Origin of the sequence: Novosphingobium sp. ZW T3_23 (genome assembly GCF_044987305.1) — a bacterium.
Lineage (GTDB): Bacteria > Pseudomonadota > Alphaproteobacteria > Sphingomonadales > Sphingomonadaceae > Novosphingobium.
The window spans coordinates 1-21,431 of sequence record NZ_JBJDRF010000073.1 but is presented as its reverse complement, the minus strand read 5'-3'; the positions used below and the strand labels follow the sequence as shown (position 1 = coordinate 21,431).

General features: G+C 64.3%; 22 protein-coding genes. 15 read left to right on the top strand and 7 right to left on the bottom strand.

Features of this window, described 5'->3' with window-relative positions:
* Window positions 1-343 precede the first annotated feature (343 nt).
* Window positions 344-970, bottom strand: coding sequence for a GntR family transcriptional regulator (locus ACI3K3_RS23145; RefSeq protein WP_404918060.1), 627 nt, complete (start codon window positions 968-970; stop codon window positions 344-346).
* Window positions 971-1,112: 142 nt separating this feature from the next.
* Between ACI3K3_RS23145 and ACI3K3_RS23140 the strand changes: the two genes are divergently transcribed.
* Genes ACI3K3_RS23140 through ACI3K3_RS23120 form a run of 5 tightly spaced genes read left to right on the top strand, consistent with a single transcriptional unit; the run spans window position 1,113 to window position 5,968 of the window.
* A complete protein-coding gene (locus ACI3K3_RS23140) occupies window positions 1,113-1,712 on the top strand; it encodes an amino acid synthesis family protein (protein ID WP_404918058.1) in 600 nt (199 codons plus the stop codon).
* A 59-nt stretch (window positions 1,713-1,771) separates the two neighbouring features.
* Complete coding sequence (locus ACI3K3_RS23135) at window positions 1,772-2,533, top strand: alpha/beta fold hydrolase (protein WP_404918056.1); 762 nt, start codon at window positions 1,772-1,774, stop codon at window positions 2,531-2,533.
* Window positions 2,530-4,008 carry an aldehyde dehydrogenase gene (locus tag ACI3K3_RS23130; protein ID WP_404918054.1) on the top strand — a complete coding sequence of 493 codons (1,479 nt, stop codon included), beginning with the start codon at window positions 2,530-2,532 and terminating at the stop codon, window positions 4,006-4,008. Before ACI3K3_RS23135 ends, ACI3K3_RS23130 begins: the two co-directional genes overlap by 4 nt.
* A 14-nt stretch (window positions 4,009-4,022) precedes the next feature.
* Complete coding sequence (locus tag ACI3K3_RS23125) at window positions 4,023-4,532, top strand: flavin reductase family protein (protein ID WP_404918052.1); 510 nt, start codon at window positions 4,023-4,025, stop codon at window positions 4,530-4,532.
* On the top strand, window positions 4,529-5,968 hold the full coding sequence (locus tag ACI3K3_RS23120; protein WP_404918050.1) for an NAD-dependent succinate-semialdehyde dehydrogenase: 1,440 nt from the start codon (window positions 4,529-4,531) through the stop codon (window positions 5,966-5,968). Before ACI3K3_RS23125 ends, ACI3K3_RS23120 begins: the two co-directional genes overlap by 4 nt.
* 241 nt (window positions 5,969-6,209) lie before the next feature.
* Here the strand turns inward: ACI3K3_RS23120 and ACI3K3_RS23115 are convergent, their stop codons facing one another.
* The 3 genes from ACI3K3_RS23115 to ACI3K3_RS23105 are packed head-to-tail and all read right to left on the bottom strand — an operon-like array spanning window position 6,210 to window position 7,939.
* Entirely contained in the window at window positions 6,210-6,605 is a 396-nt protein-coding gene (locus ACI3K3_RS23115; RefSeq protein WP_404918048.1) for a carboxymuconolactone decarboxylase family protein, read from the bottom strand.
* Window positions 6,602-6,898 carry a DUF1330 domain-containing protein gene (locus ACI3K3_RS23110; RefSeq protein ID WP_404918046.1) on the bottom strand — a complete coding sequence of 99 codons (297 nt, stop codon included), beginning with the start codon at window positions 6,896-6,898 and terminating at the stop codon, window positions 6,602-6,604. The genes ACI3K3_RS23115 and ACI3K3_RS23110 overlap by 4 nt, the downstream gene beginning before the upstream one ends.
* A gap of 3 nt (window positions 6,899-6,901) precedes the next feature.
* Window positions 6,902-7,939, bottom strand: coding sequence for an LLM class flavin-dependent oxidoreductase (locus tag ACI3K3_RS23105; RefSeq protein WP_404918044.1), 1,038 nt, complete (start codon window positions 7,937-7,939; stop codon window positions 6,902-6,904).
* A 122-nt stretch (window positions 7,940-8,061) separates the two neighbouring features.
* On the opposite strand from ACI3K3_RS23105, the gene ACI3K3_RS23100 reads away from it, so the two are divergent.
* The 3 genes from ACI3K3_RS23100 (at window position 8,062) to ACI3K3_RS23090 (ending at window position 12,031) form a co-directional block, all read left to right on the top strand.
* Window positions 8,062-9,459 carry a purine-cytosine permease family protein gene (locus ACI3K3_RS23100; protein WP_404918042.1) on the top strand — a complete coding sequence of 466 codons (1,398 nt, stop codon included), beginning with the start codon at window positions 8,062-8,064 and terminating at the stop codon, window positions 9,457-9,459.
* A 23-nt stretch (window positions 9,460-9,482) separates the two neighbouring features.
* Window positions 9,483-10,619 carry a 3,4-dihydroxy-2-butanone-4-phosphate synthase gene (gene ribB, locus ACI3K3_RS23095; protein WP_404918040.1) on the top strand — a complete coding sequence of 379 codons (1,137 nt, stop codon included), beginning with the start codon at window positions 9,483-9,485 and terminating at the stop codon, window positions 10,617-10,619.
* An 86-nt stretch (window positions 10,620-10,705) separates the two neighbouring features.
* Window positions 10,706-12,031, top strand: a complete 1,326-nt coding sequence (locus tag ACI3K3_RS23090; protein ID WP_404918038.1) for a hypothetical protein — start codon at window positions 10,706-10,708, stop codon at window positions 12,029-12,031.
* A 33-nt stretch (window positions 12,032-12,064) separates the two neighbouring features.
* On the opposite strand, the gene ACI3K3_RS23085 is transcribed toward ACI3K3_RS23090, so the two are convergent.
* Window positions 12,065-12,961, bottom strand: a complete 897-nt coding sequence (locus tag ACI3K3_RS23085) for a LysR family transcriptional regulator ArgP (protein WP_404918036.1) — start codon at window positions 12,959-12,961, stop codon at window positions 12,065-12,067.
* Window positions 12,962-13,013: 52 nt separating this feature from the next.
* On the opposite strand from ACI3K3_RS23085, the gene ACI3K3_RS23080 reads away from it, so the two are divergent.
* The 7 genes from ACI3K3_RS23080 to ACI3K3_RS23050 all read left to right on the top strand — a co-directional run bounded on the left by ACI3K3_RS23080 (window position 13,014) and on the right by ACI3K3_RS23050 (window position 19,039).
* The gene (locus ACI3K3_RS23080) at window positions 13,014-13,655 is read left to right on the top strand and encodes a LysE/ArgO family amino acid transporter (protein WP_404918034.1); all 642 of its coding nucleotides are present in this window, start codon (window positions 13,014-13,016) and stop codon (window positions 13,653-13,655) included.
* Complete coding sequence (locus ACI3K3_RS23075; protein ID WP_404918032.1) at window positions 13,652-13,849, top strand: hypothetical protein; 198 nt, start codon at window positions 13,652-13,654, stop codon at window positions 13,847-13,849. Before ACI3K3_RS23080 ends, ACI3K3_RS23075 begins: the two co-directional genes overlap by 4 nt.
* Before the next feature lie 161 nt (window positions 13,850-14,010).
* The gene (locus tag ACI3K3_RS23070) at window positions 14,011-14,331 is read left to right on the top strand and encodes a hypothetical protein (protein ID WP_404918030.1); all 321 of its coding nucleotides are present in this window, start codon (window positions 14,011-14,013) and stop codon (window positions 14,329-14,331) included.
* A gap of 260 nt (window positions 14,332-14,591) precedes the next feature.
* Window positions 14,592-15,518 carry an SDR family NAD(P)-dependent oxidoreductase gene (locus ACI3K3_RS23065; RefSeq protein WP_404918028.1) on the top strand — a complete coding sequence of 309 codons (927 nt, stop codon included), beginning with the start codon at window positions 14,592-14,594 and terminating at the stop codon, window positions 15,516-15,518.
* Between the two features lie 73 nt (window positions 15,519-15,591).
* On the top strand, window positions 15,592-16,941 hold the full coding sequence (locus ACI3K3_RS23060) for a hypothetical protein (RefSeq protein WP_404918026.1): 1,350 nt from the start codon (window positions 15,592-15,594) through the stop codon (window positions 16,939-16,941).
* A 13-nt stretch (window positions 16,942-16,954) separates the two neighbouring features.
* On the top strand, window positions 16,955-18,385 hold the full coding sequence (locus ACI3K3_RS23055; protein WP_404918024.1) for an acyl-CoA reductase: 1,431 nt from the start codon (window positions 16,955-16,957) through the stop codon (window positions 18,383-18,385).
* Window positions 18,386-18,448: 63 nt separating this feature from the next.
* The gene (locus tag ACI3K3_RS23050; protein ID WP_404918022.1) at window positions 18,449-19,039 is read left to right on the top strand and encodes a TetR/AcrR family transcriptional regulator; all 591 of its coding nucleotides are present in this window, start codon (window positions 18,449-18,451) and stop codon (window positions 19,037-19,039) included.
* Window positions 19,040-19,096: 57 nt separating this feature from the next.
* Here the strand turns inward: ACI3K3_RS23050 and metC are convergent, their stop codons facing one another.
* Both metC and ACI3K3_RS23040 read right to left on the bottom strand, forming a co-directional pair.
* Window positions 19,097-20,311 carry a cystathionine beta-lyase gene (metC, locus tag ACI3K3_RS23045; RefSeq protein ID WP_404918020.1) on the bottom strand — a complete coding sequence of 405 codons (1,215 nt, stop codon included), beginning with the start codon at window positions 20,309-20,311 and terminating at the stop codon, window positions 19,097-19,099.
* A 93-nt stretch (window positions 20,312-20,404) separates the two neighbouring features.
* Window positions 20,405-21,301, bottom strand: a complete 897-nt coding sequence (locus ACI3K3_RS23040; RefSeq protein ID WP_404918018.1) for a hypothetical protein — start codon at window positions 21,299-21,301, stop codon at window positions 20,405-20,407.
* Window positions 21,302-21,431: the final 130 nt, after the last annotated feature.

Below are 21,431 nucleotides of genomic sequence, written 5' to 3'. Positions count from 1 at the left end.
GAGGGGTAGAAGAGGTGGAAGTGAGTCGGGTTGGGCGAGGGCCTATGGGGGGAAGGGGAGCGCCGAGGCTTGCCCGGCGAAAGGGGGAAACTGCATGAAAGTCCTGTCTTGGACGAAAAGTGCAGTCTTATTATAGGATGGTATGCCATCGATCTGGCGCGAAGGGGCGCTCTTTTGGATCGGGGATGGCGAGGCGAGGGAGGATAGCGAAGCGGTGAAGGTATAGCGAACCGTCGTCCCGGACTTGATCCGGGACCGCTGGCCGAGCCGCCCCTTGCTCGCAGGGGAGCGCCTAAAGAACTGCCAGCGGTCCCGGATCAAGTCCGGGACGACGTTATTTGCCTTACTTGCGCTTCAGCATCTCGACCGCGATCACCGAAGCCTCCTGCACATGCTCGCGGCAGGCTTTGGCCGCAGCGTCCGCATTGCGGCTGGCGATCGCATCGACGATCTTGGACAGGCGCTTGAGCCCCGCGGCCTGGCGGCCGACTACGGACAGGGTCATGGCGCGCATCTGGCTGATGCGGCTGTTGAGGCGCTGGACGATTTCCCAGGCGATCTCGTGCCCGCCGGTGGTGAAGATGACCTCGTAGAAATGCGTCGATGCCTTGAGCGCGGCGATAGCATTCTTGTCGCTATGCGCCACTTCGATCGCCCCCAGCGCCTCGCGCAGGCTGGCGATGGTTTCGGCGGAGGAACGCTCGGCGCAGGCCGCTGCCGCTGAGGATTCAAGCTGCATGCGGATGTCGTAGATCTGTTGCGCCTGTTCGGGCGAGATCGTGGAGAGCCGGGGACCAGAAGGAGTGCTTTCCACCAGTCCTTCGGATTCCAGGTTGCGAATGACTTCGCGGATCACCGAGCGACTCACGCCGAGCCGATCACCCAGAGTGCGTTCGACAAGGCGCTCCCCCGGCGCAATCTGCCCCTGCATGATCGCGTCCCGGACACGATCCAGCGCGATAAGCCTCAAGGTTTGCGGCCGCGCTTCGATCCGTTCCAAAACTCATCCTCCACAAGAGCTTCATTGCTCTCGATCCCCTCATGACAAGAAGCGTTGCATGTGTCCAGTCTTCTGGTATACCACCATACAACATTCCAAGGAGGTTGCCCCGATGGCTCTGAAGATTCGCAAGCTTGTGTCTTATGTCGAGGAAGTTCGCATCGAAGGCGGCAAGGATGCCGAACGTCCCGTGACGACCGTTCTCGTGGCCGCCGTCGTGAAGAACCCCTGGGCCGGTCGCGGTTTCGTGGAGGATCTCCAGCCTGAAATCCGCGCTTATGCCTCGGACCTCGGCGCGCTCATCGTCGAGAAGCTGACGACGACGATCGGCGGCGCGGGCCGGATCGAGGCCTATGGCAAGGCGGCCGTGGTCGGCGGCGCGGGCGAGATCGAGCACGCCTCGGCGCTGATCCATACGCTGCGCTTCGGCAACCATTTCCGCGAGGCGGTGGAGGCCAAGTCCTACCTCAGCTTCACCAACAAGCGCGGCGGCCAGAACACCTCGATCCAGGTGCCGATGATGCACAAGGACGACGAAGGCCAGCGCTCGCACTACATCACCGCCGAATTCGCCATTTCCGACGCGCCGCTGGATGACGAGATCGTCATCGTGCTCGGCGCCGCAGATGGCGGCCGCGTGCACCCGCGTATCGGCAATCGCTACCTCGACCTGGAAGCCATTGCCGCGGAAAAGGCCGCGCAGCAGGGCTGACGGTGGGCGCGAACCCTTTCCCGACCGCCTATGAGGACACGGGTGGAGATAATCCGCCCGTGATTCTTATCCATGGCGTCGGGCTGTCGCAGGCGATGTGGGAAGCGCAGAAGATCGCGCTTCGGCACGCCTACCGCGTCATTACTCTCGACATGCTGGGCCATGGCGGAAGTCCGCGACCGGCCGCCGCTGCCGGGCTGGACGACTATGCCGACCAGGTGGCCGAACTGATGGACCACCTGGCCATCGACAAGGCGGTCTTGATCGGCTTTTCGATGGGCGCGCTGGTGGCGCGGGCGTTCGCCCTTCGCTATCCGGGGCGCCTCTCGGGCCTGATCCTGCTCAACGGCGTCTTCGACAGGTCCGAGACCGTGCGCGCCACGATCCTGGGCCGGGTGGACGAAGTGCGCCGGGCCGGTCCCTCCGCCAATTCCGACGCGGCGATCGAGCGCTGGTTCACACCCGAATTCCGGGCGGCCCAGCCCGACTACATTGCCGAGCTGCGCGCCCATATGGCCGGAAACGACCATCACGGCTATCTGACGTCCTATGGTCTTTTCGCCAGCCAGGACAACTTCGGGGCCGACCGCCTTGGCGAGATTGCCGTGCCCACGCTGGTGGCCACCGGGGAGTTCGATGTCGGATCGACGCCGGATATGACGCTTGAACTGGTCGCGCGCATTCCCGGCGCGAAGGCCTCGGTGATTGCCGGTGCGCGCCACATGATGCCGGTGGAGATGCCGGAAGAGACCAATGCCCTGCTGCTGGGCTATCTCTCGACGATAACACAGCAGCCCATAACTGCCGGAGAGGCTTCATGACCTTACGTAAATTCCAGATGCTGGTGGACGGCGCGTGGATCGACGCCGCATCCGGGCGGACTTATGAATCGAGCTATCCGGCCACCGGCCAGGTCTGGTCGATCTTGCCCGATGCCGACGAGGCCGATGCGGACCGCGCCGTGCGTGCTGCCGATGTAGCCTTCCGCAGCCCGGCGTGGCGCGGTCTCACCGCCTCCGCGCGCGGCAAGCTGCTGCGCCGTTTGGGCGACCTGATCGCCGAACATGCCGGTGAACTTGCCGAACTGGAAACGCAGGACAACGGCAAGCTGATCCGCGAGACGCGCGGACAACTGGCCTATCTTCCCGAATTCTTTCACTACAGCGCCGGGCTGGCCGACAAGCTGGAAGGCAGCACGCTCCCCATCGACAAGGCGGACATGTTCGCTTTCACCGTGCCGGAGCCGTTGGGCGTCGTTGCCGCGATCATCCCCTGGAACAGCCCGCTTTACCTCACCGCGATCAAGCTGGCCCCGGCGCTGGCGGCGGGGAACACGCTGGTCATCAAGCCGTCCGAACATGCTTCGGCCAGCATCCTGCGCTTTGCCGCGCTGGTCGAGGAAGCAGGCTTCCCCGCAGGCGTCGTCAATGTCGTGACCGGCCTTGGCCCCAGCGCCGGTGCAGCACTGACCAGGCACCCGCTGGTGCGCCGCATCGCCTTCACCGGCGGTCCGTCCACCGCACGCCACGTCATCAAGGCCAGCGCCGAGAACTTTGCCAAGCTCTCGCTGGAACTGGGCGGCAAGTCGGCCAATATCGTTTTCGACGATGCCGATCTCGAAAGCGCGGTGAACGGCGCCGTTGCGGGTATCTATGCCGCTTCGGGCCAGAGCTGCGTCGCCGGTTCGCGCCTGTTGGTGCAGGACGGCATCTACGACCGTTTCGTGGCCGCGCTGACCGAGCGCATGGGCCGCATCCGCATCGGTGATCCGCTCGATCCCAACTCGGACATGGGCCCGATGGCGACCGAGCAGCAGCTAAGCATCGTGGAAAGCATGGTGGCCCGCGCCCGTGAGGAAGGTGCCGCCGTGCTCGCCGGTGGCCGGCGCTATGCGGCCAGCGAGGGTTGGTATTACGAACCGACGCTGCTCGCCTGCGACTCCGACCAACTCGACGTGGTGCAGAACGAAGTGTTCGGTCCGGTGGCCGCGATCATGCGCTTTTCGGACGACGCCGAGGCGCTCGCTCTGGCGAACGGCACCGAATATGCGCTGGCGGCGGGGATCTGGACGCGGGACATCGGCCGCGCCCATCGCTTCGCCCGCGACATCCATGCCGGCATCGTCTGGGTGAATACCTACCGCGCGGTCTCCGCCATGGCGCCGATCGGCGGTTTCGGCGCCAGCGGTTACGGGCGCGAGGGCGGCATCCATGCCGTGCTCGACTACACCGAACTGAAGACCGTCTGGGTCAACCTGTCGGAACAGCCGATGGGCGACCCCTTCGTGATGCGGTGAGAGGAGATAGCAAGATGACGACAAGCGTGATCGATCCGGCCGAATTCCGCAAAGCGATGGCCGAATTCCCCTCGGGCGTGACCGTGGTGACCGCCCTCGATGAACAGGGCGGGCTGGTGGGCTTCACCGCCAGCGCCTTCTCCTCGCTTTCGCTGGACCCGCCGCTGGTGCTGGTATGCCCGGCACTGACTTCCGCCACCTACCCGCATCTCGTGCGTGGGAAGCGGTTTGCGATCCATATCCTTGCGGCGGAACAGCAGGCGCTCGCCATGGCCTTCGCCTCCAAGGGTACGGACAAGGTGGCGGCGCTGGAATGGACGCTCAGCGATCTTGGCAATCCGCTGCTGGCGGGCGCGAGTTGCGTGCTGGAATGCAGCCTCTGGCGCGAATACGAAGGCGGCGACCATGCCATCCTCGTGGGCGAAGTGCTGCGCATCGATCGCTGCGAAAGCGGCGTGCTGCTCTATCACCGTGGGCAGATGAGCAATCATGCCCATCCTGAAACGGAGGCGGCCGGCGCATGACGATCCGGGATCTTCATCCTTTCCGCGACAGGGCGTTCGTCGGCGGGGTCTGGACCGAGGGGCGCAATACGGCGCCTGTTACCGATCCGGCCACGGGCGAGGTCATTGCCGATGTGCCTCACCTCGGCGCTGCGGAAACCCGCGCCGCGATCGATGCGGCGGCAAAGGCCCAGGCCGAATGGCGCACCCGTCCGGCGGGTGAGCGTGCCGACCTGCTGCTGCGCTGGCATGCCCTCATGCTCGAACACCAGGACGCTGTCGCGGCGATCCTGACCGCCGAACAGGGCAAGCCGCTGGCCGAAGCACTCGGCGAAGTGCTCTATGCCGCCAGCTTCGTGCGCTGGTTCGCGGAAGAGGCGCGCCGGATCGAGGGCGAGGTCATCCCCGCGCCGCGTTCCAACCAGCGCATTCTCGTCTGGAGCGAGCCGGTCGGCGTCGTCGCCGCGATCACGCCGTGGAATTTCCCGGCGGCCATGGTAACGCGCAAGGTGGCTCCGGCTCTGGCGGCCGGCTGTGCCATCGTGGTCAAGCCGGCGCCGGAAACGCCGCTGACCGCGCTTGCCCTGGCGGCGTTGGCGGAAGAAGCGGGCCTGCCCGCCGGACTGCTCAGCGTCATCACCGGAGAAGCCGCCGCGATCGGCGGGGCCTTCATGAGCAGCGATGTCGTGCGCAAGCTGTCCTTCACCGGCTCGACCGGGGTGGGGCGCAAGCTCTACGAGCAATCGGCGCCGACGCTGAAGCGCCTTTCGCTGGAACTGGGTGGAAATGCGCCGTTCCTCGTCTTCGACGACGCCGATATCGACGCGGCGGTCGAGGGCGCGCTTCTGGGCAAGTACCGCAACGCCGGGCAGACCTGCGTCTGCGTGAACCGCTTCCTGGTGCAGGACGGCATTCATGACGCCTTCGTAGAGCGGCTGCGGCAGCGGGTCGAAGGCCTCGTCGTCGGGCGCGGCACCGAAGCGGGCGTGACGATCGGGCCGCTGATCAACGAACGCGCGGTCGAGAAGGTGGAGCAGCACGTAGCCGATGCCGTCGCGCGCGGCGGGCGTCTGCTGGCAGGCGGCGCGCGGCAGGAAGGTCTGTTCTTCCCGCCGACGCTGATCGCCGACGTTCCCCGCGACGCGCTGGTGGCTTCGGAGGAGACCTTCGGCCCGCTCGCCGCCGTCATCCGCTTCGAGACCGAGGAAGACGCGATCCGCCTGGCCAACGATACCGAATTCGGCCTCGCCGCCTATGCCTATACCCGCGACATCGGCCGCGCCATGCGCGTCGCCGGGGCGCTGGAATATGGCATGGTCGGATTGAACGAGGCGGCGATCTCCACCGAGGTGGCGCCGTTCGGCGGCATCAAGGCCTCGGGCATGGGCCGTGAAGGATCGCGTCACGGCATTACCGACTATCTGGAACTGAAGTACGTGATGATGGGCGGGCTCTGATCCGCTTCGACAGGAATCCCCTTGGGTCGCACAAGGGAAGCGCCGGCATCTACGCAGATGCCGGCGCTTTTTTTTTCGTCTGAACACGACGCCCTGAATGTGACGTCGTCCCGGACTTGATCCGGGACCGCTGGCCGTCTTTAGGCGCTCCCCCTCGTCAGGGTGCCCAGCCGCGAGCGTGCGCCTAAAGACCCACACCGGTCCCGGATCAAGTCCGGGACGACGCTATCTTCTTTACACATCAGCCCTGCGCGTCGATTTCCGCAAAGACCTCTCGCGCCAGGCGGAAGCTGTCCACGCCGGCCGGGATGCCCACGTAAACCGCGATCTGCAGCAGCACCTCGCGGATCTCTTCGCGCGTCAGGCCGTTGTTCAGGGCACCGCGAATGTGCGCCTTGAATTCGTGGCTGCGGTTGAGCGCCGCGATCATGCCCAGGTTGAGGATCGAACGGCTGCGACGGTCGAGGCCGGGTCGGTTCCAGATTTCGTCCCAGCAGTACTTCGTCGTCAGTTCCTGCATCGCCCAATTGAAGTCGTCCGCGCCGTCCAGCGCCTTGTCGACATAGGCATCGCCCAGCACTTCACGGCGGGTGGCGAGACCGGCTTCGAACTTTTCGCCGCGCGGTTTTTCGGTCATTGGTCCAATCCTTCCACGATCACGATTTCCACTTCAGCGGCACCCGCCCGTTGCTCGCGTGCGGCAGTGTAGGCGGGCGAGGCATGGCAGGCGAGGGCGGCTTCAATGCTGGGGAATTCGATCACCACGGTGCGCTCGAAAGGCTCTGGCCCTTCGAGCGCCACCGAGCGGCCACCGCGCGAAAGCAGTGTCCCGCCGCCCCCGATGAGGGCGGCGGGACCGAGGGCCATGTAGCCGGCATAGGCTTGCGGGTCGGTGACGTTGACCCGCGCGATCCAGTAGGCCTTCGGCATGGATCAGGCGAAGGCCGGCAGCACTTCGTCGATGAAGAGGCGCAGGGATTCGCGCTTTTCCTCGAACGACAGGCTGTTGTCGACCCAGATGCTGTATTCGTCGACGCCCAGCGCCTCGTAGCCCTTGAGACGTTCGATCAATTCGTCCGGCTTGCCGATCATGACGTTCTTGCGGATCGTCTCGGGCACATATTCGGGGAACTTTTCCGGATTGACCGGCGGCACGGCGGTCTGGAAACCGTTGATCGGCGGCACCTTGTTGACGAACCAGGCGCCGAACGAGCGGAAGAAGTACGAGACGCCCTCGGCTGCCGCCTGCCAGTCGTCGTCGCCCTTGTGGACGTGAGCGTGTTGCAGGATCATGATCTTAGGGCGTTCGGTGATGTGCGGCGCGGCGGCGATGGCGTCTTCGAACTTGTTCATCAGGTCGGCCACTTCGGCATCGCCCTTGGCCAGTGGGGTAGCCATCACGTTGCAGCCGTTGGCGACGGCGAACTTGTGCGAATCCGGGTCGCGCGCGGCGATCCACAGCGGCGGGCGGGCCTGGACCGGCTTGGGCACGCTGGTGGAAGCGGGGAACTTCCAGATTTCGCCGTCATGCTCGACATCGCCTTCCCAAAGGGGCTGGAGCAGCGGCACCATCTCGCGCAGATAGCGGCCACCGTCGGTCGCGGAGACGCCATTGAGCATGCGGTCGAATTCGAACTGGTAGGCGCCGCGCGCCAGGCCCACTTCGGCGCGACCGTTGCTGATCACGTCCAGCAGCGCGGCTTCACCGGCCATGCGGATCGGGTGCCAGAACGGAGCGATGAAGGTGCCGGCGCCCAGACGGATGCGGCTGGTGCGGCCTGCGACGGCTGCCAGAAGCGGAATCGGGTTCGGCGAGATGGTGTATTCCATCGCATGATGTTCGCCGATCCAGACTTTGTCCATGCCGCCGGCTTCGGCCATGTCGCACAATTCCAGCAATTCCTGGAACAGCTTGGGGTGCGAAACGGAGTCGTCGTAGCGCTCCATGTGCAGAAAGATCGAGAACTTCATCGTCCATCCTTTTCCCTGCCTCGCTCAAGGGAGGCTTAAAATTTCTCTTGCGACTCACCTGAAGCAAGAATACCGTCCGATGGTATACCACAAAAACGATGGTGCAAGAGGATAACTGAAACATGGGTAGAGCGGGCGATACCTCGGCTGGCGTGATCGAGGAAAACAGCATAGGCTTCGTGCCGCTGGCCGAGCGCCACGGCAAGGTGCGCGATCTCTTCACGCTCTGGTTCACGACGAACATCGCCCCACTGCCGGTGGTGACGGGCGCCATGGCCGTGCAGGTCTATCACCTGCCGCTGACCTGGGGCATTTCCGCGATCATCCTGGGCCATCTCGTCGGCGCCCTGGTGCTGGGCGCCTGCTCCGCGCAGGGCCCGCAGATGGGGCTGGCGCAGATGATCCAGAGCCGGGGGCAGTTCGGCCGCTACGGCGCGCTGCTGGTCGTGACCTTCGCTACGCTGCTCTACGTCGGGTTCTTCATCTCCAACATCGTCCTGGCCGCGAAGTCGGTCCATGCGCTCCAGCCCGCGATCGGCCTGCCGGTAGGCGCCGTGCTCTGCGCGCTGGCTGCTGCCGGGATCGGCATCCTGGGCTACAACGTGATCCATCTGCTCAACCGCGTGGGCATGTGGTTCATGGGCGCGGGCCTGATCTTCGCCTTCGCCAACCTGGTGGCGCTGATGCCGTCCGAGCTGTGGACGCAGGGGCAGGGCTCGATGATCGGCTGGCTGGCGATGTTCTCGCTGGCGGCGGTCTGGCACATTTCCTACGCCTGCTACACTTCCGACTACTCGCGCTACCTGCCGCCCAGCGTCGGCATCCGCGCGCCGTTCCTGGCCAGCTTCGCCGGCGCGGCGCTGGGTGCGGGCGCCTCGTTCATCCTCGGCGCGGTGGCCGTGGCCGGAGCACCGGCGGACGCCGATCCGATGGCGATCGTCAGCGGCGCGACCGGCGCACTGGCGCCGGTGTTGATGGCGCTCTTCGTTTTCAACATCATCAGCCACAATGCGCTCAACATCTACGGCGCGGTGCTGTCGCTGATCACCATGGCGCAGACCTTCCTCGCGTCGTGGCAGCCGGGCCGCAAGGCGCGGGTCGTGCTCTCCTCGCTGGTGCTGGCGGTATGCCTGGTCATCGCCACGACTTCGGCGGACGACTTCGTTCCCCGCTTCATCGGCTTCGTCATTGGGCTCATGGTGGTCCTCGCGCCCTGGGCGACGATCAACATCGTGGACTTCTACTTCATCCGTAAGGGCCGCTATGACATTGACTCGTTCTTCCGGGCCGATGGCGGCATCTACGGCCGGATCGACCTGAAGGCCTCGGTGGCCTATCTCGCCGGCATCGCGGTCCAGCTGCCCTTCCTTGCCAGCAGCTTCTACACCGGTCCCCTCGCTGCGGCGATTGGCGGCGTCGACGTGGGCTGGCTGATCGCCCCGATCGTGACGACGGCGGTCTACCTCGCCCTCGGCGCCGGTCGCAACGCCGAACGTGCCGATCCCCTGCCGGCCGAATGAAAACGCATCCCTGGGAGAGCGCCATGGCAACGATAGCCCCCGAGCACGATATCAAGAGCTTCCTCTCGAGTGCGGAAGAGATCATCGACGAAGCCCGCAACGGCCGCATGTTCATCCTCGTCGACGACGAGGACCGCGAGAACGAGGGCGACCTCGTCATCCCCGCGCAGATGGCGACGCCGGAGAAGATCAACTTCATGGCGCGCTACGGCAAGGGCCTGATCTGCCTGGCCATGACCGAGGCGGGGGTCGGCCAATTGGGCATCGGCCTGATGAGCCAGCGCAACGGGACGCAGTACGGCACGGCCTTCACCACCTCGATCGAGGCACGCGTGGGCGTCACCACCGGCATTTCCGCAGCGGACCGTGCGCGGACCATCGCCGTCGCCATCGACGGCAGTAAGGGCAGCGAGGAAATCGTCACGCCCGGTCACGTCTTCCCGCTGATCGCGCGCGAGGGCGGGGTGCTGGTTCGTGCAGGGCATACCGAGGCGGCGGTAGACGTCGCGCGGCTGGCCGGGCTCAATCCTTCGGGCGTGATCTGCGAGATCATGAACGAGGACGGCACCATGGCGCGCCTGAAAGACCTGATCGCCTTCTCGCAGTTCCACGGCCTGAAAGTCGGCACGATCCGCGATCTCATCGCCTACCGGCGCCGCCACGACAATCTGGTCGAGCGAACAGCGCAGGCCAGCTTCCACAGCCGCTGGGGCGGCGAGTGGCAGGCCATCACCTATCGCAACCGCGCCACCGATACCGAGCAGATCGCCCTCGTGAAGGGCAAGATCGATCCCGCCAAACCGACGCTCGTGCGGATGCATGTCATTTCCACGCTCACCGATATCTTTGCCGGAGAGAGCGGCGGGTCGGGTGTGCTCGAAAGCGCGATGCAGACCATCGCGGAAGAAGGAACCGGCGTCGTCATCGCCATCAATCGCGCGCGCAACGATCGCTTCACGATGGCGCTGAAGGCGCAGGCCGGCACGCTTTCGCCCAGCGACATGGACGAACTGCGCGACTACGGCGTGGGCGCGATGATCCTGACCGATCTCGGGATCGAGAAGATGGTGCTGCTGACCAACACGCACCGCACCCCGGTGGCGCTGGCCGGCTATGGCCTCTCGATCGAAGGCGAACGGCCAATAAAACCGGGCAAGTGAGCCCGGAACGCCGAGGCGCCGCCTAAAACGCATATTCGACATTCCCGTCATCCTCGTTGCGGCCGCCTTGCCGCCAAGGAAGAGTCATGCTCCCCGTCATCGCTCCCGTCATCCTGGCTGCATCTGCGCCGGCGACGATCCCCGCTTGCCCTGCCGAAGCCACGACCTGCGCGGCGCCTGCTGCCGAACCGGCGCCTTCGGTGCTGCCGGTAGAGGCTCCGCAGCCGGAAACCGAAACCCCCGAAACCCAGGCCCCCGAAACCCAAACCAAATCCAAGCTGAAGATCGGTGCGGCCCTGCGCGGGCGCTTCGATCTGCGCTTCAACGATGTCGGCAGCGCCGGCCAGCGCCGGACCTCCAACCACCTGTCCTTCGACACGCTGGCGCTGACCGCAGACTACGATTCCCCGAAGTTCTTCGGCGCGGCCCAGTACCGTTTCTACGGCGCCAGCTTCATCTACGGCAAAAACGGCGGCTACGAGGGCTATCCCGGCGAAGTCCAGTTCCTGATGTACGCCTATGCCGGTGCGAAGCTGAGCAAGGAGGACAGCGTCACCGTCGGCGTCCAGCCGGTGCCGTTCGACGACCGGTACTGGGGCTCGTCGATCCTCGACGACCTTGGCTTCGTCTACGGCATGGAGGAAGTCTACAACCTGGGCATCAAGTACAAGCGCCAGACCTCGGACCTGCGGGTGGAGCTGGGCCTGTTCCCCGGCAGCGGACCTGCCGTGATGGGCATCAGCCGCGATGCCGCCCGCTACTCCACGAACATCGCCAGGGCCGACAGCTACGTTCCCAACGGCACGCAGAACGACGAACGCAAGATGGTGATCGGCAACGTCCAGTACGCACTGGTCAACCAGCCGAACACCACGCTGAAGGCGACGGCATCGGCCTGGGTGTCGAGCATCTACAACTTCGACACGCGCAAGGAAGGCAGCAAGCATCTTTTTGCCTTCAGCCTGACCGGCAGCCATGGCCCCTGGAACGCCAAGGCGCTGGTCGCGCGGCAGGACATCGACCCGCGCAACCCCGGCACGGACCCAGGCCGCAACGACATGATCACGGTGGGCGGCTTCGATGCCAGCTACAACATCGCGGCCAAGGGCACTTACGCGTTCGGGGAGATCGGCCGGACGATCGACACCGGGAAGCTGCCGTTCGACCTGCTCGTCTATGCCAACTACGGCCGCTTCATGAAGAACGCCGCCGGGTTCAAGGACAGCGAGCGCTTCGATCTGGGTGCGGTGTGGACCTCCAAGGACAAGGGAAAGATCAAGGTCTACTCCGAGTTTCTCCTCGGCCGCAACGATCCTTATGTCGGGGCGGGCCAGTTCATTTCCGGCGCGGCACAGGGCGGCGACAACAAGTGGAAGGCGGCCTTCATGATGATCTTCGGCTACTATTTCTGACGCGGCGACCTCTGCGCGCGATGGCCCCGGCAATCATTCCGGAGCGATGAGGCTTTCGCGCGCCACTTTGCGCACCGCGTCCGTGAAAGTGCGCAGCGCGGAAACGTGGAGCCGCGTCACTGTCCAGTAGAGCTTTACCATGAGCGGCGTGGCGGGCGTCAGTTCGACGAGTTGCCCCTTCGCTATCCAGGGCATCGCCATCATGGCCGGGTGCATTCCCCAGGCCATGCCGGTGAGGGCGAAGTTCAGGAACCCGGAAGTCGATGGCACCCAGTGCATCGGGGCATCCAGCTCGATTCCGTGGGTTTCCCTTGCCCAGCGGGCCTGCAAGCCGTCCCGTCGCTCGTAACGAAGGCATGGTGCGCGCCGCAAGGCGTCCTCGGTAACGCCGTTCGGAAAGTAGCGGTGGGCAAACTCCGGACTGCAACCGGCCAGATAGGGCAGGCTCCCCAGTTCGATGGTCCTGCACCCCTGTACCGCGCCCGGGTCTGCAGACACCGCCGCGATGACTTCCCCAGAACGCAGTCGATCCGCCGTAAGCGCTTCATCCTCGATGATGAATTCCAGCAGATAGCCCGTGGCCTTGGAGAACTCCGCCGCCGCTTTGGGAAACCAGGTGGCGATACTGTCGGAATTGACCGCCACCTTGAGCGTGACCGCTGCGGGCTGGCTGGCGGTGAACGACAGCGCGGGGGCCAGATCGGCTTCCAGAAGCTGGACCTGATCGACATGGGCACAGAGCTTTCGGCCCAGATTGGTCGGGACGCTCGGCTGCCCTCGGACGATCACGATGCTGCCAAGCTTTTCTTCCAAGGCGCGGATACGCTGGGATATGGCAGAAGGTGTAACCCCCAGGCGTTCGGCCGCGCGCTCGAAACTGCCTTCTCTGACGACGGCGGCCACGGCGGCCAAGGCAGGATAATCCAGCATGAATTAGGGATACTTCACCAAGGTTAGAAGAACAAGTTTTCCTAACGGCCGCTTGCAAGGCAAGGCGCGGCTCATGAACAGCATCCTGTCCCCCTTCCTTTCCGGTTTCGCGATGTCGGCAGCTTTGATCATGGCAATCGGTGCCCAGAACCTCTTCGTCCTGCGGCAAGGCCTGAAACGCGAACATGTCGGTCCGATCGTCCTGTTCTGCGGCTGCGCCGACGCCATGCTTATCGCGCTCGGCGTCGGCGGCGTAGGCGCGGTTCTGGAGCGAGTGCCGCAACTGACCCAAGCGCTCACCATCGGCGGGGCGGCCTTTCTTGCCTGGTATGGACTGAAGGCGTTTCGGCGGATGATGGAGCCGGAGGCCATGACGGTAACCGCGCAGGGAGGAATTACGCTGGGCGGAGCGCTCGCCGCCACCGCCGCGTTCACGTTCCTCAATCCCCATGTCTACCTGGACACCGTCCTGCTGATGGGTGCGGCCGGATCGGCGCAGGCACCGGCGTTGCGACCCGTGTTCGTGGCTGGTGCTGCGTCCGCAAGCATCATCTGGTTCGCGGCGCTCGGCTATGGCGCTCGCTTCCTGGCACCGCTTTTCGTGCGACCGGCCGCGTGGAAGGTGCTCGATGCGATCGTCGGCGTGGTGATGCTGACGCTGGCCGCGTCGTTGATGGAAAGGATTGTCCTGTGACCCATTTGACCATCAACGACGACATGCAGGTGGTGCAGGAGCAGTGCCCCGCTTCCGGAGCCGGATTGCGCCGCGAGACAGCATGCCGGAAGCCATCGATCTGGCAATGGTGCATGGAAGTGTCCGTGGTCGCCGTCGCGCATCACTATGCCTCTCCCTGGGCTAAAAGTGACCAGCGCGGCGAAGTCGGATAGGTTGGATATCGCTTTTTCCCAAGGGCTTTCCATCTTGACGATCGGATCGCCATGACATTTATGCGATATCGTGTCGCTGTTTAGGCGACTCGATTGGCGTGCGGCGATCGGTGCAGGATCATACGCAAGAATTGCCGGCGCCGAAAAGAGAGGACCAATCGATGCTTCGTCAGTTCATGGCGGTAGGCGCCTGCCTTTCCGCGATTTGTCTGTCACCCCAGGTCGTGGCGGCACCTGCCGGCGCAGAAGCGGCAACGGCGGCTGCCTATAGCACGTCCACCACCAGCATCGGCGACCTGCTCGACAATCCTTCGACCAAGGCGGTCCTCGTCAAGCATCTGCCGGACCTGGTCAGCAATCCGCAGATCGAAATGGCGCGGGGCATGACGCTCAAGCAGATCCAGTCCTATTCCTCGGACAGCGTCACGGACGAGGTTCTCGCCAAGATCGACGCCGACTTGCAGAAAATCAAAGGAAAGTAGAACGGCGCGAGCCTCCTTTTAGAAAAGGGAGGCTCGTCAATCCGGCCACCCCGGCAAGATCAGGGGCGCGGTAGCAAACCACCAAGCGAGCGTTGATCAGGCGACCCGGCGTTTCGCCAAATCCGCAGGACGATCCCAATCTCCCACTATCACTGCGATGGCGCGCCTGGCGCAGACCCAAATTGCGGCCATAAGTCAAATATGTTATTTTAAGTAACATATGTGACTTGAAATCGGGCCTTGCATTGGGAGAGGCAAAGATGAGTGAGGAGCGTTCCACATCAGAAGCCAGCCGGCTTGCGGTCATCACCGGCACCTCGGGATTGGGTCTCGAAACCGCCAAAGTCCTGGCGCGGTCTGGCTACCGCATCGTTCTGGCGGGGCGAAACCGATCCATGGGGCAAGCGGCCGTCCGAACGATCGGATCGCAAGACCCTGACGCTGCCGTTCGATTCGAGGAACTCGATCTAGCAAACCTCATCTCGGTCGGCACCTTCGCGGCGAGGATGCGGAAGCGCGGGGAAGCGATCGACGTCCTTGTAAACAATGCCGGCGTCATGATGCCGCCCGCTCGCCAGACGACGGCGCAGGGCCATGAACTTCAGTTCGGTGTCAATTATCTCGGACATTTCGCGCTTACCGCGAGCCTGCTTCCGCTTCTGGGGGCGGGTTCGCGCGTAGTGAGCGTGACCAGCCTCGCGCATCGCTACGGCGGGCTCGATCTCGATGCCATCAAGAATCCGGCAAGCTACCGGGCGGGGCCGGCCTATTGCGCCTCCAAACTGTTGCAGGCGATGTTCGCCGTGGAACTGCAACAGCGAAGCGCAGCCCAGGGATGGGGCATCATTAGTCTCGCCGCCCATCCCGGTTTCGCTTCGACCAACCTTTTCCAAGGTAGTGAAAAACGCAGAACCCCACGCAGCCTGTTCTTCACGAAAATCGTCGCGCCGCTCCTGGGGCAGACGCCCGCGAATGGAGCCCTGCCGATCGCCCATGCCGCGATGGCATCGGACGTCGTTGGCGGTCGCCTGTTCGGGCCGAAGGGCTTTCTGGAAATGAAGGGGCCACCCGGAGAATGCGCCTTCGCCGCATCGGTTCACGATGCTTCGCTGCGTCTGAGAGCTTGGGAAATGTCGGAAGACCTGATCGGATATCGCTTCGGCGATACGCTTGCGCATGCAGATTGAGGTGCCTATGTGTAATTATAAATAACACAAATGGTCGCGGTCTTGGCTGGCGGCAAGCGGAAGAGGAGAGGCGATGATGGGCGTCGAGGCGGACAAATTGTTGAGCTATCTGCCGGGTGGAAAAGGCTTCGACCTGCCTTTTGCGGAAATTCGCGAAGCACAGGTGGTGGCCATGGATGAACGCCTTCGGGAACAGGGCGAGCGCATCAAGGTCGTGGCCATGCGGGCGAAGGACGCGGGACTGTCTTGCATCGATAGCCGCGAGGATGCGGTCTCGTTGCTGCTGCCTCATACCGCGTACAAGTCCTATCCGGAAAGCTTCCTCATGGAAGAGAAGTGGGACAAGCTTACCCGCTGGCTCTCCACGGTATCCAGCCACCCGACCGACGATACCGATCTGCGGGAGATCGCCGGGATCGACGAATGGATCGTCCGCCTTCAGGACGCCGGGCATTATGTTTCCTGTTCCAGCGGCACGACCGGCAAGTCGGCGATGTTGATTTCTTCCGCAGCCGACATTGCGCATGGTAGCCGGGATCTGGTCAACGCCGTGACGTGGGGTGCGGATGTCGAGGACAACCAATCGCGGCGGTTCTTTAGCACTGGTGCGGTCGCGGCGGTCCCTAAGAACATCGCGCTGGGTGCCGGGCTGTTCCAGGCGTTCGCCCGTACGGATGTGATGCCCTTTATCTCGCCGGCACCGCCGATGACCGTGGGGTCCATCACCGGCGCCATCGTCATGCGCAAGCGTATCGCCGATGGCATCGCCACGCCCAGCGAGATCGCGGCTTTCGAAGCCACTGCGGCCGAGCGGCAGCAGGCGATGACGGATGCCGTCGTTGCCGTGACGGATGCGATCATCGAAGCGCGCGAAGACGAATTGTTCCTGATGGGCATGTGGGCCGGACACTATCAGGTTGCCAAGGCGGTGCGGGACAGGGGCTACTCGGCCAAGGATTTCAACCCTCGCAATGCCCTGTTCTGCAGCGGCGGGCTGAAGCGCGCGCAATTGCCGGATGACTATCGGTCGTTTGTCTACGAGACTTTCAACATTTCGCCGGAGCGCACGTTCCTTTCCTATGGGATGCAGGAAATCCAGTCGAACATGCCGCAGTGCAGCCACGGTCGCTATCACATACCGCCTTGGCTGGTCTGCCTGCCGCTCAACGAGGAAGGCGATGCCCTTCTGCACGCCGATCAAGGCCAGATCGAAGCCCGCGCCGCATTCTTCGACCTTTCTATGGAAGGGCGCTGGGGCGGCGTGATTTCCGGGGACAGGATCGAAGTCGACTTCGGAGCCTGTGCTTGCGGTCATGCGTCTCCGTCGATTGCGGATACGATTTCGCGTTACGCCGACATCAAGGGCGACGACAAGATCGGCTGTGCCGGCACGGTCGACGCCTATGTTCGCGGCCTGAACTGAAGGGAGCCCGACCATGGACATGCACGCAGGACTGGCTGAAGCCTCGAACCTTCAGCCCGATGCCGCCCCTTTCTTCATTCGCGGCAGGCTGGTCGAAGGCTTCGACGTCATCCACCGCTCGCGCGATCTTGGCGTTTCATTCGCTACGCCCGAACTGAATATGGACGATCTCGTCCGGCCCCGCACCGAGCTGCCGCCGCTCCTCGACACGCCCACCGCCGAGATCATCGATTTTCTGGCCGAAACGGGACAGCGACTGGTCGATCCCGGCAATCCCTATGTGGACGCCTGTATCGAACGCATGGCGAAAGTCAGCCTTCAGCCCCGCGCCGCCATCGACTATATCATGAAGAACGCGGCCGAATATCTGGAACCGCGATCGCTGCGGGAAGTGGTCGAGCAGAACTTCCCCGATCCGCGCGCGCTGGACGAGTGGGTGCCCCATACGGATCACCAGGGACGCCGCAGCTTCATCCGCGCCTATGCGCCCCGGCTGGTTCATGTGCTGCCGGGCAATGCGCCGGCGCAGGGCATCCGATCGATCGCGCAGGGCGCTTTGGTCAAGGCGGTGAACGTGTTCAAGATGGCCTCGGCCGATCCTTTCTCCACCGTTGCGTTCCTGCGAACGATGGCGGACGTCGATCCCGACCATCCCGTGGTTCGCTCGATGTCGGCCGTCTATTGGCGTGGTGGCGACGAGGCCATAGAGCGCGTGCTGTTCCGGCCCCAGTATTTCGACAAGCTGGTCGCCTGGGGTGGCGGCGATGCGATAAACAACGTCATGAAGTATATCGGACCGGGGTTTCAACTCGTCTCGTTCGATCCGAAGACGTCGATCTCTATGGTCGGCCGAGAAGCGTTCACCGCGCCGGAGGCCATGGAAGAGGCGGCGCGCCGCAATGCCGCCGACGTCGCCATGGCAAACCAGGAAGCCTGCGTCTGCAGTCGCTTCACCTTTATCGAGGCGAGCCCCGAAGAGGCCGATCGCTATTGCGAAATCCTGGCTAGGGAAATCCGGATCGATCGCATGGAAGAAGGCACCCCGCGACCGCTTGAGCCGGACTTGCGCGAACAGATCGACGTCCTGCGCATGATGGACGAGGACTATGCGGTGTTCGGCGCCAGCGACGGTCGCGGCGTGGCGATCCGCTCCGACGAGCCCGTGGACTTCCATCCCTTGCGCAAGACCTCGAACGTGGTTTGCGTATCGTCTCTGGAAGAAGCGGTGAAATACGTGAATGTCGCAACGCAGACGGTTGGTATCTGGCCCTTCGCGCGCATGAAAGGGCTGCGGGATCGCCTGGCAAGCAGCGGTGCGCAGCGCGTCGTCCGGCTTGGCGAGGCTGGTCCCAGCGCAATCGGCAACCCCCACGATGCCATGTATCCGCTCCACCGATTTGTGCATTGGATGGCGAACGAGGATGGATGCGAAGGGGACGATTGAGGCGCTTCGATTGATCCGGTTCGAACTTCGTCCTAGGGTATGGGGGATAGATCGGGAAGCAACTTGGCCAGACCTCGCACGACCACGCCTCGAATGCCGGACGATGCCCGTGCCCGACGTTCGCTCGATGCGATGCGCGGGGCTGTTCTGACATTGCTGGAAACCCGCTCTCTGGACGAGATCTCCATAAAGGAAATCTGCGATGAGGCGGGCCTCAGCTATCCCACGTTCTATCGGCGGTTTTCGGGCAAGGACGAACTGCTTGCCGGGATCGCGACGGAGGAAGTGCGTCGCCTCCTGTCGCTCGGCTTTTCGGCAATGGAGCAGAGCGATCTGAAGTTTTCGGCCAACGGTCTTTGCGAATATGTCGAGATGAACCGCGTCTTGTGGCGCACGCTGCTGACCGGCGGCGCCGCGGATGCGATGCGGCACGAATTCATGCGCCTTTCCCGTGCATTCGCGGAAAGCCACCCTCGGGCCAATCCATGGCTCCCGGTGGATTTGGCGGTACCGTTCGTATCCAGCGGCATTTTCGAGATTCTGGCCTGGTGGATGAGAGAGGCGGACAGCTATCCGACGGCCAATGTCGTCACCCTGATCGAGGTTCTCGTTCTGGAGACCACCGCGCGTCCCCGCCGCGTCGCCCTCCTTTAGATCATTGCACGCTGGGGCGTCTTCCCATCAAGCGAAGACGCCCTTTCTCCAGAAGTTCTACGCCCGCTTCATTGCGGCCAGGGCCTGTTCGATGTCGGCGATGAGATCGTCCACGTCTTCAAGCCCGACCGCGAGGCGGACCCCGTGGCGGTCCTCTTCATCGCGCTTCTGTGGCGGCCAGGGCATGACGTCGCGATGCCGCGTCGGTTCGATCGGCACGACGAGGCTTTCGAAACCGCCCCAGGAATAGCCGATGGCGAAGAGCTTCAGCGCGTCGATGAAGCGGTTGCGGTCGGCCATGGTGCCGCCCTTGAACACGAAGCTGAACAGGCCGCAGCCCCCGGTGAAATCACGCGCCCAAAGGTCGTGTCCCGGCGAGCCCGGCAGCATCGGGCAGAGCACTTGCGCCACCTCTGGCCGTGCCTCCAGCCAATGGGCGATCGTGAGCGCGGACTCGGCCTCCTGACGCAGGCGAACGCCAAGCGTCCGCAGGCCCCGAAGCGCAAGCGCCGCGTCGTCTGGCGAAACGACGATGCCGAGATCCTGCGAACGTTTACGCAGCTGCTCGTAGAGTTCTCCACGCGCGCTGGCGCTGCCCATCATCAGGTCGGAATGGCCGCCGACATGCTTGGTAAGCGCCATGACGGTAACATCGACGCCCTTTTCCAGCCCCGCGAACCCGAGGGGGCTGGCCCAGGTGTTGTCGAGCACCGAGACCGCGCCCTTCTCGCGCGCGATGCGCGCCAGCTGGGGGACGTCGCAGACTTCCATCGACAGGCTGCCCGGGGCCTCGATCAGCACGGCGCGGGCACGGTCGCAGAACAGGGCTTCGTAGCCGGCAATGTCGAGCGGATCGTAGAAGCGCGTCTCTATCCCGAAATCGGCAAGCATTCCGGTGCCCATCGAGCGGGTGGGGTCATAGGCATTGTCGGTGATGAGCACGACGTCGCCCGGACGAAGCAGGGTCAGCATGACCCCGGCGATGGCGGCGACGCCCGAAGGATAGATCACGGTTCCCTCGGCACCGGGCTCGATCTTGGTCAGGGCATCGCACAGCGCCCATTGCGTGGGGGCACCGCGACGGCCGTAGAAGAAGCGGCCGTCCTCGTTGCGGCTTGGCGCCTGGGCAAGCGCGGCGGTGCTTTCGTGGAGATGGGTGCTCGCGCGCCAGACCGGCGGGTTGACGACCGCGCCGGTCCATTCCTTGCGACGGCCTCCGCTTACCAGCTTGGTGAAGGGGGCGAGATCGTCGAAATTGTCCAAATCGCTCAAAGTGCTCTCCGCTCTTGAGCGTGCAGCCCTAACGCGCCGCGGTGCAGCGGTCGAGAGGCAAGACGCGAGCGAAGTTCGATCCGGCCCTCTCGTTCAGGCAAGCCGCCGGATCGGCGGTTCGGGAACCTGGCCCATGTCGCGCGCCGCTTCCACTTCGCGCGCGGCGATCATCGCATGGTCGCGCGGGCCGGTGTCGAGCCGCAGCGGGGCAAGGGCAGGCCCGTCGCCGGGAATTCCGAGCGTGAAAACGCGACGCTCTACATGCCCTTCTTCGTCGATGACACAAAGGCGGACGAGCGGTACGAAAAGGCTTGCCTGGCCCTGACGCATCACGCGGATGGCGTTCAGCGGCAACTGCAATTCGCCCTTGAATTCCCGCGTTTCGCCCGCAGCGAGCGTCTCCAGCGAGTGGCGCAGGGGCAGCGTCGCGGGATCGGGAACAAGCTGTTCGCCTTGCGACAGGGACGCGTGGGCGGAAATCATGTCAGCCCGCATCTGCCACGGCTGCGAGCGTTCGCCGTCCGGGGCGGTGAGCGCAATGCGATATTGCAGTGTTGCGTAGACGAGCGAGAGCCGCATGCTCACTGGCTCGAAATGGACCGCGACGATGCCGGGGCGCGATGGCGCTGGTTCCCGCGCCGGTTGCGGGACGGGCTGCGGTACCGGCCGGGATTGTGGATCCGGCTGCCTTGGCGGTTGTACGCGGGGAATGGGCGTGACGGCTGGGGTCGGATCGAGCGCGGCGATGGCGGCTGAGGACGCAGTGACGGAGGTGGGGGCCGAGGTTGGAGCAGCCGGTTCCTCGGCGATTTCGTCTTCGGGCTCGGCCTCCGGCTCCAGGCCGGCTTCCTCCCAGGCCGTGGCAGGTGCGCGACGGCGACGCAGCAGTGCGAAGGTACCGATGCCGGTCGCAACGAGCGCCGCGGGAATTACCAGCCACCACTCCGGCCAATGGGGCTCGTTCGCGGGCTGAGTTGCGGTATCCGGCATGGCTGACGGAATGGGCGAGGGGACGGCGCTTTCGTTCGCGGCGGGCGCCGTCGGGTCAAGCGACGGCAGGGGCGAGGCCGTTGGCGAGGGCGCAGAAGTGGCCGTCTCGACGGTCGGGGTCTGCGAGGGG

Coding starts and splice junctions, on each gene's coding strand:
- ACI3K3_RS23140 (WP_404918058.1), top strand. CDS start 1,113: ATGGCTCTGAAGATTCGCAAGCTTGTGTCTTATGTCGAGGAAGTTCGC.
- ACI3K3_RS23130 (WP_404918054.1), top strand. CDS start 2,530: ATGACCTTACGTAAATTCCAGATGCTGGTGGACGGCGCGTGGATCGAC.
- ACI3K3_RS23125 (WP_404918052.1), top strand. CDS start 4,023: ATGACGACAAGCGTGATCGATCCGGCCGAATTCCGCAAAGCGATGGCC.
- ACI3K3_RS23120 (WP_404918050.1), top strand. CDS start 4,529: ATGACGATCCGGGATCTTCATCCTTTCCGCGACAGGGCGTTCGTCGGC.
- ACI3K3_RS23115 (WP_404918048.1), bottom strand. CDS start 6,605: ATGACCGAAAAACCGCGCGGCGAAAAGTTCGAAGCCGGTCTCGCCACC.
- ACI3K3_RS23110 (WP_404918046.1), bottom strand. CDS start 6,898: ATGCCGAAGGCCTACTGGATCGCGCGGGTCAACGTCACCGACCCGCAA.
- ACI3K3_RS23105 (WP_404918044.1), bottom strand. CDS start 7,939: ATGAAGTTCTCGATCTTTCTGCACATGGAGCGCTACGACGACTCCGTT.
- ACI3K3_RS23100 (WP_404918042.1), top strand. CDS start 8,062: ATGGGTAGAGCGGGCGATACCTCGGCTGGCGTGATCGAGGAAAACAGC.
- ribB (WP_404918040.1), top strand. CDS start 9,483: ATGGCAACGATAGCCCCCGAGCACGATATCAAGAGCTTCCTCTCGAGT.
- ACI3K3_RS23090 (WP_404918038.1), top strand. CDS start 10,706: ATGCTCCCCGTCATCGCTCCCGTCATCCTGGCTGCATCTGCGCCGGCG.
- ACI3K3_RS23085 (WP_404918036.1), bottom strand. CDS start 12,961: ATGCTGGATTATCCTGCCTTGGCCGCCGTGGCCGCCGTCGTCAGAGAA.
- ACI3K3_RS23070 (WP_404918030.1), top strand. CDS start 14,011: ATGCTTCGTCAGTTCATGGCGGTAGGCGCCTGCCTTTCCGCGATTTGT.
- ACI3K3_RS23065 (WP_404918028.1), top strand. CDS start 14,592: ATGAGTGAGGAGCGTTCCACATCAGAAGCCAGCCGGCTTGCGGTCATC.
- ACI3K3_RS23060 (WP_404918026.1), top strand. CDS start 15,592: ATGATGGGCGTCGAGGCGGACAAATTGTTGAGCTATCTGCCGGGTGGA.
- ACI3K3_RS23055 (WP_404918024.1), top strand. CDS start 16,955: ATGGACATGCACGCAGGACTGGCTGAAGCCTCGAACCTTCAGCCCGAT.
- ACI3K3_RS23040 (WP_404918018.1), bottom strand. CDS start 21,301: ATGCCGGATACCGCAACTCAGCCCGCGAACGAGCCCCATTGGCCGGAG.